A 17,059-nucleotide genomic window follows, 5' to 3' on the forward strand; every position below is an offset into this window, starting at 1 on the left:
TTTAGTGGCGAAGTTATTAATTTCATTGAACCCCGGTGCTGTTATGCTTGATGTTAAAATATTGGATCTTCACTTTCTTGGGCTCGAGAAAACTATTTCGTCATTCTTAATCAAAACAAGTAAAGGCCCGGTCTTGATCGAAACAGGCCCCCATTCTTCTATTCAGTCATTGGAGAAAGGATTAACGGAAAACGGAGTTCTCCCGGAGGATGTCAAACACGTTTTTCTGACACATATTCACCTTGACCATGCGGGAGCTGCCTGGTATTTTGCCCAAAAGGGTGCGAGCGTCTATGTTCATCCATTCGGAGTAAAGCATTTGGCTGACCCTTCGAAGCTGATGGAGTCGGCAAGGCGCATCTATCAGGATAAAATGGATTACCTGTGGGGGCAAATGCACAGCATTGACGAAAGCCAGCTGGTGGCGGTAAACGACGAACAAACCATCGAAATAGGTGGAGTTGCGATCAAAGCGTTGCATACGCCCGGGCATGCTGTTCACCATATTGCCTGGCAAATAAATGACACCCTCTTTTCCGGCGATGTGGCAGGTGTGAAAATAGAAAATGGGCCGGTGGTTCCTCCTTGCCCGCCTCCCGACATCAACGTTGAAAACTGGAAAGGCTCCATTGAGCGAATAAAGGCCGCCGGGGTTTCACAGCTCTATCTTACTCATTTTGGAGTGATAAAAGATGTTGACAAACATCTCGATGACCTGGAGTCGGCGCTGGACAAGTGGGCGTTGTGGATCCGGAGCCGGATGGAAGAGGGAATGGAGGCAGAAGCCATGACTCCGATGTTCCAGGGGTTTGTGGCAGATGGCTTGAGGCAGCGGGGCTTGACCGACCGGCAAATCGAGCAATATGAGGCAGCCAATCCTGCCTGGATGAGTGTGGCAGGATTAATGCGCTATTGGATCAAAAAGAAAATGGCTAGATAATTCTCGAAAAAAGAGAAACAGTAGTAGGGTTTAAAGTCGTATATTTAACTAAGTTCGCTTCTCAAAGGAGTATTTTTTTCATGCTATGGCTAATACTAGTTTACCATTCGATCTTCAAAAGCTTGTTGCCCGACACGGATACGTCTATGAAGATTTAAACTCCGTCCAGGTATTCAGAAGCAAAGCCAGCTTTTCCAAATTTGCCAACCTGGCGCTTATTCTTCTTGGCACTTTCCTATTGATAGGGGGCCTGTTTTCTTCAATATTCTTCCTTTTTGGTTTTGGAATTCTTTTGGTTCCACTGATCAAATACATCCAGAGAAAGAGGTTTGTATTTGACTTTAAAAAGGGAACCTTCGAACTAAAAGGCTCCTTTTTTGGGGGGAAGAATATTTATCCGTTCAGAGAAATTACGGCGATTGAAGTGAACTACGAGGTTTCCGAAGGGGACGTATCCGCTTTTTCCAACAACCAAAAGCAACACAACTACCGGATATACCTCAGGGCAAGCAACAACAAGGAGCATGAACTCTTCTTTATCTCCGAAAAGGAGTTTAATCCCATTGACAGCGTGGCCGCTTTGCGGTATACGATATCTAACTGGATAAAACCCGGTTCCTGACCCCTAAGAAAAAACAGTTTGCCCGCATTTTCGATAAAGAGCAAAGTGCCTATTTCAGCACTTTGTTCTTAAAGTATTCTAATGTTGGTTTCAACCCTTCAGCCCTGGAGAATTTGGGCTCCCACCCGAGAATTTCTCTGGCTTTGGTTGTGTCGGGCTTCCGTTGCTTCGGATCATCCGTTGGCAAGGGCTTGAAAATAAGCTTTTGGTTGGCATTGGTCAGCTTGATAATCTCCTCACCAAATTGCTTTATAGTGATTTCGTCTGGGTTGCCGATATTCACGGGGTGTGGGTAGTCGCTTAAGAGCAGCCTGTAAATACCCTCAACCAAATCGTCGACATAGCAGAAAGAACGGGTTTGAGAGCCATCACCAAAGCAAGTGAGATCTTCACCCCTTAACGCCTGAGAAATAAAGGCTGGCAACACCCTGCCATCATCTAGTCGCATCCTGGGGCCGTAAGTGTTAAATATCCTTATGATACGTGTTTCCAGTCCGTGGAAGGTATGGTAAGCCATAGTAATAGCTTCCTGGAAACGTTTGGCTTCATCGTAAACCCCTCTTGGCCCTACGGGATTGACATTGCCCCAGTAGTCTTCAGTTTGTGGGTGCACCAACGGGTCGCCATAAACTTCTGAAGTAGAGGCTATAAGAATTCTCGCATTCTTTGCTTTGGCCAGGCCCAGTAAATTGTGCGTGCCAAGTGAACCCACCTTAAGGGTTTGGATAGGCATTTTCAGGTAATCGATTGGGCTTGCTGGTGAAGCAAAGTGAAGAATATAGTCCAAATCGCCTGGGACATGGACAAATTTCGAAACGTCGTGATGATAGAACACAAAGTCCTCTCTTTTAAAAAGATGCTCTATGTTTTCGAGAGACCCCGTGATGAGATTGTCCATCGCAATTACATCGTAGCCTTCCTTTAGAAACCTGTCGCACAAGTGGGAACCAAGGAATCCTGCTCCGCCAGTGATCAATACTTTCTTTTTCTTTGCCATTTTAGCTGAATTAAAATTTGAACTTACCTGCGGCATCTGCTAGCGATCCGAGGGCTTTGTCTTTCTCTGAAAGAATCAGCGACAATTTATCAAGCTTCCAATCGATGTTTAATGAATTATCGTCGAATCGTATGCCATCGTCGAAGTTTGGTGCATATGGCCGGTCGACGCAATAAAAAAACTCAGCCGTTTCGGAAAGGATGACGAACCCGTGGGCAAATCCCCGGGGCACAAACAGCTGTTTTTTGTCCTCGGCACTCATCTCGATACTAAAGTGTTGCTGGTAAGTCGGAGAGCCCTCTCTCAAATCGACTACTACATCTAGTATAGTTCCCGAGAGTACTCGAACCAATTTAGCCTGTGTGTAAGGTTCCCTTTGGAAGTGAAGTCCTCGCAGAACTCCTTTCGACGATTTTGACTGATTGTGTTGAACGAAGTCGGCTTTGATGCCGGTTGCTTTTTCGAAATTGACTGCACTGAAGCTTTCGAAAAAGTAGCCTCTTTCATCCTCAAATACTTTGGGCTGAATAACAAACAATCCTGGAAACCTGGTTTCTTCGATAATCATTTAATAAGGTTTAATAGGTAGCCACCATAGCCGCTCTTCACCAAAGGATTGGCTAGTTTTGCCAACTGCTCTTTCCCAATAAATTTCATTTTGTAAGCGACTTCCTCAATACAGCCAATTTTCAATCCTTGCCTTTCTTCTATTACCTGAACAAACTGCCCGGCTTGCATCAGTGAAACGATGGTACCAGTATCCAGCCAGGCGGTACCCCTATCGAGAATGCCAACGGATAATTTCCCCTGCGACAGGTACACTTTGTTTACATCAGTGATCTCAAGCTCCCCTCTGGGGCTGGGTTTCAGCTCTTTGGCAATTTTTACCACGCTATTGTCGTAGAAATAAAGACCCGGCACAGCAAAATTCGACTTAGGTTTCGCCGGCTTTTCTTCAATCGACATAGCCGTGAGATTCTCATCAAATTCGACTACGCCATAACGTTCCGGGTCTGTTACGTGGTAGGCGAAAATGACACCGCCGTCAGGGTCACTTTTGCTTTGCAGCAGCTTGGCCATTCCCGATCCGTAAAAAATATTATCCCCGAGCACAAGTGCCACCTTATCGTTACCGATAAATGACTCCCCGATAATAAAGGCCTGGGCCAGGCCCTCCGGTTTTTCTTGAACAGCATACGAAAACTCGCACCCCAGGCTCTTGCCATCTCCAAGAAGGCTTTTAAATAAAGGAAGATCGTGAGGTGTGGATATGATAAGTATTTCTCTGATCCCGGAAAGCATCAAAGTGCTTAATGGGTAGTAGATCATTGGTTTATCATACACAGGCAAAATTTGCTTGCTGACTGCAATTGTGAGTGGGTGAAGACGAGTGCCAGATCCACCAGCTAGAATGATACCTTTCATTTTATCTTGAAGACATTGTGGCATGCAAATTAGCAATACCTGTTAAAAAAATCGTTGAGATGGTGTTTTGTTATATTCTTTTGAAGAAAAATAGTGCGCATTGCTATACTTTACCTTCCGGCTTATTCTTCATGAGAAAATACTTCGGAATATCTTTTAGGTCTCCGCCCCACCACGGTTTCAGGCCTAAGTGGATCCTTCGGGCCAAGACTAGAGTGCTGGAAAGGACAAAAACTATCAGAAAGGTACCGTTGACGTTTTTGTGGAATAGAATCCCTCCAATCAACAAGAGAATTAAAAAAGAGCCTATAAAAAGTGTTTGAGTCATGAATTAAAATGATTAACAAAGCCATTCAATTTCTTCTATTGCTCCAACGTAGACGCAATATGAGTCTTCAACAGATGAACAGCCCCGGCACCTATCCCTTGGGTTGCGAAAGTCAGCATTCCATTTTTATCAACAACATAATTTGTTGGAAAAGCTGTTATTCTAAACTCCTCTCTTACCTCGTCAGTCATCGACACAGCAGGGTAGTAAAATGTTTTGCGTTCCAGGAATCTGCGCACCTTGGCTTCCGAACTTTTGGCTAAAGCCAGAAATACGATCTGACGGTTATTTTTATAGTTATTATACAGCTGATTCAGTTCCGGCATTTCTACCATGCATGGTGCGCAGCCAACAAACCAAAAGTTGATAACCAGCACTTTACCTTGGAGATCACTCTTTTTATAAACCTTGCCATCGACATCTACAAAGTCGAAGTAGGTAAACAGCGTTCCTATTTTTTCGCTGATAACCAATTTATAGGCCGTTCTGGCTACCAGGCTATCAAATTCTTCTTTTGAGGTAGGACTACATCTTTGGTAGCGAATTTTTTCATCAGTGTCGTCGGTATACCATTTGTACCGGCCCGTATTTCTTATAGAAAGCATTTGTAAGAATTCAACAGGGCGCTCGAGGGTGTCCAGATACACCGTTTTCTTTTTCTGAGCCAAAGAAAGCGAGCACGTGACGATACATAGTATTACTAGAAAAAAAAGACCTTTTAATGCCAAAAAATATCTCATAATTATCCTTTTTATGACTTCTGGCAAACCCCACGTCTGGCAATAGCCGTACTTATGAAGCTGACATCATGGTTAATAACAACATGTACTGAATTGGCCAACAGCTAGTCTTGGTCAGCGGCCTGCTTCAACCTAAACTGATTGACGCCTTTTTTCAAGGAAACGTTGACCCCATCGCTTAGCTGCTTGCCGGAAAATGCTTTTTCGCCTGAATCTTCCAAATTAATCCATTTGTACTGCATGCCTTCTTCAGCAGTGAACCACTCCGGAAACTGGTTGATCCGGGGCCAATCCCACGGCATGTGCATATTGGCCTGGTGCCTGGCCACGTCAAACTTAAGAACGCCCTCCCAATCGGCGTCGACAGTCACACTGATCAACAGTTTGTCTCCGTTCCTCACTACTCCTGGTCGCATGTCAGCCCGCCAGGGTGCCACTGTCATCCCTTGTGTCTTCCACAGGCAGTACATAATGGTAGTTCTGGCAAAGTTGCCGTCACCATGCCAGCCTTCAATCACGCCGGATAAGCGCCATTGCTCTGTGTTGGCCCTGTGGCTGGAGTCCTGCATCGAACACATCACCTGCATCTCACTATCGATCCATTCGGCCGAGGAGGCGACTGGTTCACGGTTGTAAAGATTCAGTGCCCCTTCAATGGCATCTGCATAACCATCAGCAGAGCCGGTTTCCCAGTCAAAGCTTCTGTAGTTGCCACTCAATGCATTAAGTGCTTTCAGTGTGGCCTCCCGGTAGGTGTCCGTAGAGTCGATCTGATAAACTGTGTAGAAGCCATTGAGATTATACCCGAAGTTATCCGCCGTGCCCGCCGACAATACTTCTCCAGTTTGAGGATTGACGGAATTATAAAAAAGTCCGTCATCATTTCTCCCCACTTCCAGTATCCTGCCCAACATTTCGTGAATGTGTGGCTCATAGACCTTCTTTTTTGCCGGATCGGCAGCATTCACCGTGGCATACAATTCGCAGAGGCCAGATACGATTTCACAGCCATGGTCACGCAACCTGAGCGATTCAAAATTTCTGGTCGGGTGGTGCTCTCCAAGCAGGTAGTAGTCACCCAGGCGAATGGCCCAGTCCAAATACTTTTGATCGCCCGTCATCCAATACACCCGGGACAGCACCTGTAGCATTTCACCGTTCACCTCCACATTGGTGGACACAATATTGCCATAGGGTGTTTCCACCGGCGCATATTTCCACATATCGTCGAGAATGCCGATCATTCGCTCCGACCAGGGGCTGGCGCCCAGCCACTCGGTGAGTGGTAGCAGCCCATCTTTGATATACTCCGACGAGCCAAACATGATGCTGTTCAAATCTGGCTCGGGCTTGTCAAAGCCTTGTTTGGAAAACGAGTAGGTGTCGGGCAAGCGATCAATGCGGGAAGTGAGCTGTGTTTCGGTGTGTAGCATGTCGAGCATTCTGCCACGAAAAAGGGAATCGTCCGTTAAAGCCGCTGTGAGTACCATAAAAGGGTAGTTGTCGGCAGCGGCATCCCAGGAATTCCAGATGTCTTTGCTCTCGTTGAGGTTGCGGGGAATGAGGCCAGAGCTTGAGTCGGCATGGGCCAGCCAGTCGGTCACAAACTTGCGGCTGCGCTCGAGACCCTCGTTCACCAGCTGGCCATTGATAGCGGCCTGCTTCAATGCCAGGCTGTCGGCACTGGTTAGCTCCGGGTTATAGGGCGAAGGTTGTGAGCAGGAAAAAAGGAAAGTCCCTGTTAACAACAGAAGCAGGTAGGGTTGTAGGTTTTTCATATGATTGAAGATAATGAAAAATCCGTATCGGGCTCCCAGACATTTACGTTCCGGCGCCATATCATTCCAAAAATTAACTCATTCCATCGCTGCTATTCCTTATCTTAGACAACTGAAACCTATCCGGCTATATGAGTAAACCTAATCCTACCAAGCGTTCATTTTTCGTCACTTTTCTGGGTGCCAGTGCTGCCCTGGCCGTTTTGGCGGGTTTTGGCATCATTTACTATGTGTTCAACAACGTCAAAAACCTTGACATGGTGGTGGAAGGTGATATCACCACGCTGAGCATGCTGGGTGAATTCGTAGGAGGCACTGTAGGCTCCATGTGGTCCCTGGCAGGCGTCATCTTTTTCTACCTGGCCCTGATTTACCAGCGCCGGGAGCTTGAACTACAGCGGGAAGAGCTGCTGGAGTCACGCAAGATCATGGACAAGCAGTCGAAAACACTGCAAACACAGCAGTTTGAAAACACGTTTTTCCAGCTCCTCGAGTTTCACCTCAATGCCGCCAAGCGCATCGAAACCCAGGACGGAGGCAATGGCTTCGATAAAATGTATGTCGATTTAAAAAAGGCCCTGGCCACCACCAAGCGAAAAAGAAAAACAACAGGCAGCTCACAAAACCTGGATTCCCAGTCTTTTGAAACCAGCTTTCGCCTGGTGTACGACAGCTACCGAAACACGCTCTCGCACTATATGGAAAGCTACAAGGCCCTGCTATTTTTGGTAGATGAAAAAAGCAGCGACCCTGTTTTCTATGTCAACATCATCAAGCCCCACCTCACCGAGCAGGAAGTGCTCATGCAGTTTTACTACCTGCTGCTGTACGACAAGAATGAGAGATTCAAAACGGTGGTGGAAAATTACGGCCTGTTCCAGCGCCTCAACATCAGGGCGGTACATGCCATTGACAAGCTCCATTTGGAAGAGCTGAAGGGAACTGCGTATGAGGCAACGCCGGAGAAGAGGACGGACGACTCCGGGAAGGACGAAGAACCAAAGAAAAGGAAGAAGCTGTTTTTCAAAACCGAATAGAATGAACAGAGGCTATTTCTTGTCTAAAGCCGTACACTCTGCCTTCATCACCCAGGCGAAGAAGTCGCTCTTTTCCCATTCGGCTTCCTGGTTTTTGCGGTAGTAGGCGTAGTCCCCCTTTAAGCTGATCTGAACTGGCTTTTCGGTCTCAAGCGTGTTTAGATCAGATGCTTCGGCCGTCCACTGTAGGGCTACAAAGAAGGTGCGGTTCACCACGATATTATAGCTGCTCATATTGACTTCTACCCAACCCTCTTTTTCCGAGCCCAGCACGGACACTTTGCTGGAAAGCAGGCTAGATCCCGGCCCTCCATCCGCTCCCATATCATAGACGTCCAGCAGAAACTCAAAAGGGCGACCAGAATAATTAACTAAATGAAATGCTATTTTATTTATGAACAGCGTACCCCCCTTCACTTCCATCTGTTTAGCAGCCTCGCCGAATTTGCCTCCAATAAAGGCGGCTGGGCCAAACCAACCCGGATGTTTTTGCCCCAGCACCACTTTTTTTTCCAACGAACGCTCTTCCACAAGCACATCGTTGAGCCGTGTATAGCGTTCCTTCAGCGCTATCCTCTCGACTCCGTTCCAGTTGGCGACGGATAGGCCCGTGCTCCGGTAGCCAAGTGCGGACACCACCACTGAGTCTGTCGTGGTGCGATTAATCCGTGTAGTAAATTGCCCGTTGGCGTCGGAGGTCAATTGCTCATTGGTGACAGGAAACGATACAGTGGCGTCAGGAATGGGTTCATTGGTTTTGGCGTCAATGATCACACCAGCTATATCGAGCCAATCCGGCTGGTCATTAATTAACTCAAAATCGGCGTGAGCCTTTCCAGGGTCAATCACTTCAAATCCCAGAAATGCTTGCCTGGTGGAGCCTTTCTTCAGCGCTTTGGTAAGTGTAGCCACCAGGCGGATCAGCTCGTTCTTTTCATAATAGCCATAGTCCACAATATCGATTACGAAGCCTGTCTCGTTGGGATGGAGCGTGCCGCCCGCCACCATTACTCTTTTGATGGGCTGTTTGAAATGAGGCAGCAAAGCCGAAGCGATGAACTCCAGATGAGCGCTATCGGCATCGGCAAAGCCAAACGTCCAGTGTACCTGCTTGTCCGAAAGGCCACCTTCTGCCAGGCCGTGATATAGCTGCTCTACCCGTTCTTTCGGCGAGTTTATTTTTTGCGCCCGGAGGTTTAGAGTCAATACCAAAAAAGGAAAAAGAATAGCGATCCTGATCATGCTTTAAAATAGAGCTTTTTTGAGACTTTCTCTCGTAATCCCTTTTTATACACCTCGCTCGAGTTGCCAGGAGTGTCTTCACACCTGGCTCCTTTCCTGTTTTTCATGACCTTCGATTCCCCAACGTACTTCCGCTCCGACCAGGAGAAAGTGATCACACAATAGTAGGTGCCGAAGAAATTCGCCACGAGAGCTGGACTCTTCCGCTCCCGTTCAAACGAGGTGGGGGCTATTTTTCTTTCAGTACTTCTGGCGATTGCCTTGTGCCGACAATGTCCATCACCACAATGGTGTTGCCAGATTCCTTGTAGAGTAGCTTGTAATCCCTTACGACGATCCTGCGGTACTTTGGATTAATTTCGTCTACCTGTACTGTTTAGCGAAAATGATTTTCCTGGGTGCGTTCATCAGATCGGATCGCACATTCTTAGCTCCTCGCAGCGACTTGACCTTGTAGTAGTCGTAAATCTCTTTAAGGGATTCTTTGGATTGCGTCGACCAAATTATTTTGGGCCTGGGCATTACCAGTTCTCAACTTCTTTTTCTAAATCTTCCTGAGTTAAATAATCTCCTGAGGCTATTTGCTGCTCTGCCTTCTCTAATCTAAGATTGTAGTCTTTTTTGGTCAGGGGCTCACCTTTTGCTGTATATCCTACAATCATTTCTTCTTCCAGCAACTTGTCGATCTTTTCCAACAAAGCTTCTGTCGAAACATTCATGATCTTTTGCATCACTTCTAATTTTGCTGCCTTTAAGTCCATATCATATCTCTTTACCACAAATAAACGATTTTTAGCCTTCTTTTTCCGCAATTGCCAACAATTTGCTCTGACACATGGAGGTGATGAACTTTTACCGCCCTGGGTCGTAGCCGGTTCGCCCACTGACGGATCTTCACGACCAGGCATTTCAACTCTATCTATTCCTCATAATCGTCAGCGTCTCATTACACTTCCTTTCCGACTTTGAGAAAGTGATTTTTAACGTTTTTGAAAAGCCAAAAGGGAGTGTAAAAAAATCCAACAAACACTGACGCATAAAACTTGATGAGCACATATAGCAAGAACCCAATGACTGGAATTCGGTCAAAGGCCCCCGACGAAAAACGGTTCAGCATGATCCAGCCGATAACGATGCAAAAGCCATAATACACGCACCCCAAAAAAGTGAGAGATACAGTGAACGAACTGAGGTTGATACCCCTGATTTGAAAAAGGATAAGCATAAAAACAAAACACAACCCTGAAAGCGCTATTCCGACGTATAGGTTTGATCTGGTCATGATTTTTGTTGTCGCAGGTTTTCAAATTAAAAATGGAGGAATAAAGACCAACACTTTATGCCCATAACGATATTGTTTGAAAAGCCCTAATAAAATGAAGTACATTGTTGCGGAACCAGCCAGGGTCGCAAAAGCATCAAGGATGTCAAAAACCCCCATGACTGGAAAGAAATAACTACTAAACTCAAATACCAGTAAAATGAATGCAACTCTGATAATTTCCAGGAAAAGGCCGCTCTTGCCTCTTTTCAACATAACCAACCACATCATAGTTGTCAAAAAGATGGTTCTAAGAAACGCCGGAGCAAAGCCTATAAGTGCACTATCCAATAAAACTGTACTTGTAAGATAGCCATATCTCACCAGGGATATGACAAAGCCTAAAGCAAATGAAAGAATAAGAATAAACCACAGCAATAAACGGTTTGATGGGGCTTCCATAGAATATAAAAGTTGTCTTACAGTCAAATCTAATGAACTAGCGGAAAATCTACCGTCCTGATTCGTATCTCACGAACCAGCATCTCCCCTACCTATTCCTCATAATAGTCAGCGCCCCGTTGTACTTCCTTTCCGAAGTCGAGAAGGTGATCACGTAATAGTAAGTGCCATGGTGATTCCAACCTGATGGAATCCAGTCCGTATGCCAGTAGTACCAAAAGTAGTATGAAAGCGACCCTGTTCATCTTTCTAAAATAGCGCTTTATTGAGACACTGGACTCATACCCCTTTTTGGCGTCTTACCCATGTTGAAAAGTGTGTCTTTACACTCGAGTCTCCATTTGCTTAATTCCTGAGAATTGTCATCAAGAACAGTAATCCATTGTAAGCCCCATGGCAAGCCACCGCATACCAGAAGCCAAGGCTCAGCCTGGCGAAGGCAAAAATGTAGGCCGCCACAAAGAAACGACCGTAAATGATGGGATACAGGAACCAATACTCGGTTGTCGGGGAGACGAAAACATGAATAAAACTGAACAGTACCGCACTGCCCAGCAACAGCCATTTTAGAGATGTTTCAGAGCCGGAGAATTCATGAATCTCACTCACTTTGCGGGCTAGTGGGCGAAGCAGGAGGAATGTCAACCCACCCAGTAGTACAAAAACCACCGGATGAGTCATAAACCAAAAATAGGGCCTGGCCAACGATTCAATGTCTGTAAAAAACGTAAGTAAAAGAGCCGTAAGAAAACTCAGTCCCCACATGACATCTCTCTTTTTTTGACTCAGTGCCAACCGAAACGACAACTCCTCGAACAAAGGATTAGTAATCGCTCTAAAGACAAAAAGAACAAAAAGCCTCCAGAGGATGGTTTCCTCCTCAATGAAAGCATTCCCCGGATGACGTCTTGGCTCCATCAGGCCGTTTTTGGCCAGGATAAGATCGACGATAGTAAAGACGGCATTGACGAGCAGGCTGAGCCACAAAAGCTTCAAAAAGGTGTAGAGTTTTTTGCTTTCATTGTGAGGCAGGGCGCCTGTCAGCGAAAGGGACAACACTTGTTTAAACACCATTGATTTGTTTGTCGCTTTCAAATATCCACTTGTACAAACCATAAGTTGCTACCGAACCCAACACCGTGGCTATAAGGTCACGGGTATCGAACACACCAAAATAAGAAAAGAATACACTGAGTAGCTCAAATACCACAAGCATGATCCCCACCCCATAAACATCCTTTTTTTGTTTCTGCGAGTCTTTTCCGGTTCTAAACAGCCATACCATGGTTACTACTGTAATTGGTCTTAGTAAGCTTGGGCCATAATCCAGGATTCCAATGGCGTCGTTGAATGTCACCTCAATATGCTTTCTTCTTAGAGCAGTAATAAGTACCCCGAGTCCGAGGGTGATCAGGCAGATAAAGCCGACAATAGGCTTTTTACTTTTCATCTCTTTTCAAGTTTTCCGTTTTCACCATCTACCGCCCTGGTTTATATCCCACAAACCACCATATCCCCCTACCTATTCCTCATAATAGTCAGCGCTCCATTGTACTTCCGCTCCGACGTTGAGAAGGTGATAACGTAGTAGTAAGTGCCGTCGGGCAGAATATCGTTGCCTCTCGTGCCTTGCCAGTCGTTTTGGTAAGCAGTTTCCTGGAAGACCATGGTACCAAAGCGGTCGAATACACGAACATTCACGTCGCCGAACGTCTCCACATTTCTGATCACCCAGGTGTCGTTCTGGCCATTGCCGTCGGGGGTGAATACGTTGCTGGCTACTATGCGGTAATCGTCGTTCACAGTCACTGTCACGGTATCTCTGTTCTGGCAGCCAAATTGGTCGGTGACCAGCAGCTCGTAGTCGGTGGTTTGCAGAGGTGTCGCCCAGGTGATGGGCACGTTGGAATTAACCAGGCCATCGATAGGACTCCACACGTAGCTCACTCCTCCACTGCCTGCCAGCAGAGCTGAGTAGCCTTTGCTCACTGTGGTATCAGCACCGGCATCGGGTTCTGGGAGGGCATAAATGGTGACCTGCCGCTGAAAAACATCTTTACAGTTGTTGCCTGAGTTGGCAGTCAACGTAATGGTGTAGGCCCCCGCCTCCTCGTACAAGTGGGTGGGATTGGAAGAGGCTGAAGTTTGCCCATCCCCAAAATCCCATTCGAAGGTGAGATCACCGCTCGCTATTTCCGAGCGGTTGGCGGGCTCGATCATAAAGCCGTCGCACACATTATCGACGGTAAAATTGGCCACCGGGAAGTCATGCACCACCACCTCTTTGACCACCATGGCTTTGCAACCTGCGTCCGACTCTGCCAGCAAAGAGGCCTGGTAGCTACCAGGATTGAGGTACTGCTTGCTTGGGCTCACAACAATGGAGTTGGTTTGATCACCAAAATTCCAGAGGTAGCTCGCTATTGAGCCTGAAGAAAGCGTGGTTTTGTTGTCAAAAGCCGTGGGTGAACCGTCGCATACCGGTTCCGCAACAAAATCAGGCTTTGGCAACGGGAATACCTCCACCGTTTTCTCAAGAACAGTTGTGCATCCGATGTCAGAGGCTCCTTCCAGCCTTACCGTATACACACCTGCTTCTTCGTAGGAGTGAACAGGATTTACCTCATTCGACGTTTTTCCATCACCAAAAGACCAGGTGTAAACCACTTCGCCGGAAATGATACTGCTGAGATTTGAAAACGCTACCGCCTCGTCGATGCACACATCCTCCATCACAAAGCTGATAAGGGGAAGAGGCGAAACAGTTATTTTCGAAGAAAACTGGTCTGAGCAGCCACTTTCGGCCGTAACGGACAGCGTCACTGTATAGATTCCAGCACTGACATAGTTGTGAGAGGGGTTCACTTCCTCCGAAACAATGCCGTCGCCAAACTCCCAGCGATAGCTGACATCTGAACCGGTGGAGGTGTTGGTGAATACTGCTGCGGCATCAAGGCAGATGTCTTCCGTTGAGAAACTCGCCACCGGCTGCTCATATACATCTATTTCAACAGAGAATTCTGATATGCAGCTAAAGCTACTGGTGGCGGTCAGGCTGATGGCGTAGTGCCCGGGCTGTTCATATTTGTGCGAAGGGTTGATGGAAGTTGATTCAGTTCCGTCGCCGAAATCCCATACATAGGTAAGCGTGCCTGACGATATTGAGCTATTATTTTTAAAAGTTGCAGTCTCACCAAAGCAAACATTGCCTACTTCAAAGGAAGCAACAGGCTGAGGAAACACCACCACTTGCTTGCTGAAGCTGGCTTCGCAACTTTTATCGCTGATAATGGTCAGGCTGGCCTGAAAAGAGCCTGGCTCTTCAAAAGTATAACTCGGATCCTGCTCGCTGGAAGTGGCGCCATCTCCGAAGTTCCAGGCAATTTCATCTATTGAACCAAGAGCCAGGGTCGACAAATTGGAGAAGTCCATGGGGGCTCCAAAACAAACATCGTCTTGCGTAAACTTCACCTCAGGAACAGCGTTGACCACGGCGGCCAGGCTCAGGGAGTCGACGCAACCTGCCTTGCTCGTCACAATCAGCTTCACCGGGTAGGTACCGTAGCTATCATAGCTGTGCTTGGGCGAGGTCGACACGGAAGACGAGGCGTCGCCGAAATCCCACACCTGTGAAGCCACCGTTCCGCTGGACACGGCGGATGTATTAACAAACTGCGAGGCCAGCCCCTCACAGACCTCCTGCACGCTGAAAGCGACGTTGGGCAAAGCGCTTACTTCTACTTCAAAGGACTCGGTGAAAATGGCCGCACAAGTGCCGCTTTGCACTTCGGCTCTATAGAATGTGGTTGCCGTTAAGTCCGTAAAACTCTGGCTGGTAGTGGTGTTGCTAATGCTCGTCCAGGTTGTGCCATCCGGCGACTCCTGCCACCTGAGCACGGCTCCTGTTTCTCCTTTCAAAAGTATCGTGCCTTCATTTGCCTCCCCACACACCAGCGAGGGGCCGCTTAACTCCCCTTCCACCGTTGCTGGATCCACCTGCACTTTTACCTTGTTGGTAATTTCTTCGTCGCACACGCCACTTTTAACGATGGCCCGGTAGAAAGCAGTGGCCAGCAAATTCTCATAATCAAGCGTAGTAGTGGTGTTGACAATAGGTGCCCAGGGCTCTTCACCAGTGGGTGACGACTCCCACCGAACCACTCCTCCCGTGTTGCCGGACAGGCTTAACTGGCCTGAGTTGGTGCCATAGCAAACAACCGCCGATCCGTTGACCAGGCCAGCAACCGTCGGCGGCGACACTTCTATCTCAGCCACACTTGAAGGGCTGCTGCTGCAAACGCCGTTTTGTACGATCACCCGGTAGTAAGTAGTGGCTGTTAAATTGTTGAAAGGCATGGAGGTGGCAGTGGAGGCAATGGGCGTCCAGGGCCCGGTTGAGCTGGCGGCCGACTGCCATTCCACTACCCCGCCGGTGTAGCCTGATAGCTCCAGGGTGGTGGCGTTAGTGCCGCTGCAAACGATGGTGCCGCTACCCAGGGTACCGCCCACGCTTAGCTCGTCAATTTGGACAGTAGCCATGGAAGAGTAGACACCAGCACAGACACCGTTTTGCACAAGCGCTCTGAAGTAAGTGGTTTGGGCCAGGTCGCTGTAGTCCAGCGAGGTTGTAGTATTGTCGATGGTGATCCATTGATCCACGCCCGTGAGCGACCTTTCCCACCGAACTACTTCGCCTGTTTGGCCCGACAAGGTCAATGTGTAAACGGCGTCATCGTCTTCGCAGCGGGTCGTGCCACCGGCCAGTGTGCCTCCTATTGAGGTTTCAAATATTTCTACCGTCGTGCTGTAGGTCGCCTCGCAGGTAAAGCTGGAAGTAACAGTCAGTTCCACGGTGTAAACACCGGCTGTTGTGTAGGTGTAAGTTGGGTTGGTGTCGGTCGAAAGTGGGCTTCCTTCACCAAAGTCCCAGGAGTAGGTAACAGGCCCGCTGGTGATAGTGGAAAGATTGGTGAAGGCCGTGGCGGTGCCCAGGCAGGTATCTTCGACCGTAAAATTTGCGATCGGATTAGGCCTTACGTTGATGATTTGAGTGATTACATCCACGCAGTTATTGGCGGAGGTGGCTTCCAGTGTTACTTCGAACGTGCCCGGGCTGGCGTAATCATGCATCGGGCTTGTATCTGTCGACTGACTACCATCCCCAAACGACCAGAGGTAGCTCACAGCATCCGTACTTGTATTGGTGAAGGCGGCGGTTTGCTCAAAGCAATGATCGCTAAAGGTGAAGCTGCCCACAGGTTGGTCAAAGACCTCGACCTGCTGGGTGATCAAATCCGTGCAGCCACCAGCGACTGAGGTCACCAGCAGGCTCACATCAAAAAGCCCTGCTGAAGTGTAAGTGTGCGTAGGGTTAATTTGGCTTGACGTAGGTGAACCATCATCAAAATCCCAGGTGTATGTGATATTTCCAGAAGCAATCGATGAGTTGTTGGTGAAAATGATGCTTTCACCGAGGCATACATCCCCGGGAAAAGTGAAGTTTGCTACCGGGTCGGGGTGAATCGTGATTGGCTTGCTCAGGCTGCTTTCGCAGGCATTGTTGGTGTTAGCAGTGAGGGTAACCGTGTAGGTGCCTGCTGCGGCATAGTCGTGCGTGGGGTTGATGGACGTAGCGGAGTTGATGATGGTGCCATCGCCGAAGTCCCACTCGAAATCGGTGATGGTGGAGCCACCTACTATAGAGGTGAGGTCAGTAAACGACTGCGTGGTGGACACACAGCGGTCGGCGGCAGTGGCCGTAAAATTGACCGTGGCAGTGGGGTAAACCGTGACGGTGGTGGAGAAGTTGTCCTGATCGCCATTGCTGTCGATCACCAGCAGCCGTACCACAAAGTCACCGGCCGACGCATACGTGTGCCGGGGGCTGGGCACGGTGGAGCTTTGCCCATCGCCGAAGTCCCAGGAGTAGAAGGTGATGCTGCCCGACAGCGTGGTGGAACCGTTCACGAAAACGGTTTGCTGCCCTTTGCAGACTGGGTCAGCAGTGAAGGTGGCCGTGGGTACTGCCTCTGCCGCCTGCCAACACAGTAGCAGAGCAACCGTGGGTGCCAGTAGTTTTAATTTGGTTAGGTCGATGTACATGGTCGTTCTTTTCCTCAGCTAGCTGGCGAAACCCTACCCCCCTCTGACTCCGTCCGGCCCGTGGGAGAGGGGTTAAGCGGCAAGCTTTCCAGTTTTCTATTATTTAGTCCATAGGTCGTTTTTTA

General features: G+C 48.1%; 17 protein-coding genes. 3 read left to right on the top strand and 14 right to left on the bottom strand.

All coding sequences use genetic code 11. The features are described from left to right. Window positions 1-4: 4 nt before the first annotated feature. Window positions 5-940 carry an MBL fold metallo-hydrolase gene (locus tag GC130_RS25555; protein ID WP_370455850.1) on the top strand — a complete coding sequence of 312 codons (936 nt, stop codon included), beginning with the start codon at window positions 5-7 and terminating at the stop codon, window positions 938-940. A gap of 85 nt (window positions 941-1,025) precedes the next feature. Then, entirely contained in the window at window positions 1,026-1,562 is a 537-nt protein-coding gene (locus GC130_RS25560; RefSeq protein ID WP_152001213.1) for a hypothetical protein, read from the top strand. Window positions 1,563-1,611: 49 nt separating this feature from the next. On the opposite strand, the gene GC130_RS25565 is transcribed toward GC130_RS25560, so the two are convergent. The 5 genes from GC130_RS25565 to GC130_RS25585 form a co-directional block, all read right to left on the bottom strand. Continuing rightward, a complete protein-coding gene (locus tag GC130_RS25565) occupies window positions 1,612-2,559 on the bottom strand; it encodes a UDP-glucuronic acid decarboxylase family protein (RefSeq protein WP_152001214.1) in 948 nt (315 codons plus the stop codon). A gap of 10 nt (window positions 2,560-2,569) precedes the next feature. After that, window positions 2,570-3,127: a dTDP-4-dehydrorhamnose 3,5-epimerase gene (rfbC, locus tag GC130_RS25570; protein ID WP_152001215.1), complete on the bottom strand. Its 558-nt coding sequence runs from the start codon at window positions 3,125-3,127 to the stop codon at window positions 2,570-2,572. Beyond that, window positions 3,124-3,984 carry a glucose-1-phosphate thymidylyltransferase RfbA gene (gene rfbA, locus GC130_RS25575; protein WP_152001216.1) on the bottom strand — a complete coding sequence of 287 codons (861 nt, stop codon included), beginning with the start codon at window positions 3,982-3,984 and terminating at the stop codon, window positions 3,124-3,126. Before rfbA ends, rfbC begins: the two co-directional genes overlap by 4 nt. 363 nt (window positions 3,985-4,347) lie before the next feature. Next, window positions 4,348-4,917: a TlpA disulfide reductase family protein gene (locus GC130_RS25580; RefSeq protein WP_193218016.1), complete on the bottom strand. Its 570-nt coding sequence runs from the start codon at window positions 4,915-4,917 to the stop codon at window positions 4,348-4,350. A 239-nt stretch (window positions 4,918-5,156) separates the two neighbouring features. After that, on the bottom strand, window positions 5,157-6,830 hold the full coding sequence (locus GC130_RS25585) for a hypothetical protein (protein WP_152001218.1): 1,674 nt from the start codon (window positions 6,828-6,830) through the stop codon (window positions 5,157-5,159). A gap of 131 nt (window positions 6,831-6,961) precedes the next feature. On the opposite strand from GC130_RS25585, the gene GC130_RS25590 reads away from it, so the two are divergent. Further along, window positions 6,962-7,867 carry a putative phage abortive infection protein gene (locus GC130_RS25590; RefSeq protein ID WP_152001219.1) on the top strand — a complete coding sequence of 302 codons (906 nt, stop codon included), beginning with the start codon at window positions 6,962-6,964 and terminating at the stop codon, window positions 7,865-7,867. Between the two features lie 12 nt (window positions 7,868-7,879). Here the strand turns inward: GC130_RS25590 and GC130_RS25595 are convergent, their stop codons facing one another. The 9 genes from GC130_RS25595 to GC130_RS25630 form a co-directional block, all read right to left on the bottom strand. Next, window positions 7,880-9,109, bottom strand: coding sequence for a carboxypeptidase-like regulatory domain-containing protein (locus GC130_RS25595; protein ID WP_152001220.1), 1,230 nt, complete (start codon window positions 9,107-9,109; stop codon window positions 7,880-7,882). Next, the gene (locus tag GC130_RS25600; protein WP_152001221.1) at window positions 9,106-9,297 is read right to left on the bottom strand and encodes a hypothetical protein; all 192 of its coding nucleotides are present in this window, start codon (window positions 9,295-9,297) and stop codon (window positions 9,106-9,108) included. The genes GC130_RS25595 and GC130_RS25600 overlap by 4 nt, the downstream gene beginning before the upstream one ends. Before the next feature lie 333 nt (window positions 9,298-9,630). Then, entirely contained in the window at window positions 9,631-10,017 is a 387-nt protein-coding gene (locus GC130_RS29005) for a hypothetical protein (protein WP_226940610.1), read from the bottom strand. 38 nt (window positions 10,018-10,055) lie between these two features. Continuing rightward, a complete protein-coding gene (locus tag GC130_RS25610) occupies window positions 10,056-10,391 on the bottom strand; it encodes a hypothetical protein (RefSeq protein ID WP_152001222.1) in 336 nt (111 codons plus the stop codon). Window positions 10,392-10,412: 21 nt separating this feature from the next. Beyond that, a complete protein-coding gene (locus GC130_RS25615; RefSeq protein ID WP_152001223.1) occupies window positions 10,413-10,832 on the bottom strand; it encodes a hypothetical protein in 420 nt (139 codons plus the stop codon). A 92-nt stretch (window positions 10,833-10,924) separates the two neighbouring features. Further along, window positions 10,925-11,077 carry a hypothetical protein gene (locus GC130_RS28755; protein WP_193218017.1) on the bottom strand — a complete coding sequence of 51 codons (153 nt, stop codon included), beginning with the start codon at window positions 11,075-11,077 and terminating at the stop codon, window positions 10,925-10,927. 100 nt (window positions 11,078-11,177) lie between these two features. After that, window positions 11,178-11,906: a CPBP family glutamic-type intramembrane protease gene (locus GC130_RS25620; protein ID WP_193218018.1), complete on the bottom strand. Its 729-nt coding sequence runs from the start codon at window positions 11,904-11,906 to the stop codon at window positions 11,178-11,180. Then, on the bottom strand, window positions 11,896-12,282 hold the full coding sequence (locus GC130_RS25625) for a hypothetical protein (RefSeq protein ID WP_152001225.1): 387 nt from the start codon (window positions 12,280-12,282) through the stop codon (window positions 11,896-11,898). The genes GC130_RS25620 and GC130_RS25625 overlap by 11 nt, the downstream gene beginning before the upstream one ends. Window positions 12,283-12,350: 68 nt before the next feature. Continuing rightward, window positions 12,351-16,934, bottom strand: coding sequence for a PKD domain-containing protein (locus GC130_RS25630; RefSeq protein WP_152001226.1), 4,584 nt, complete (start codon window positions 16,932-16,934; stop codon window positions 12,351-12,353). Window positions 16,935-17,059: the final 125 nt, after the last annotated feature.

Source organism: Imperialibacter sp. EC-SDR9, from assembly GCF_902498805.1.
GTDB lineage: Bacteria > Bacteroidota > Bacteroidia > Cytophagales > Cyclobacteriaceae > Imperialibacter.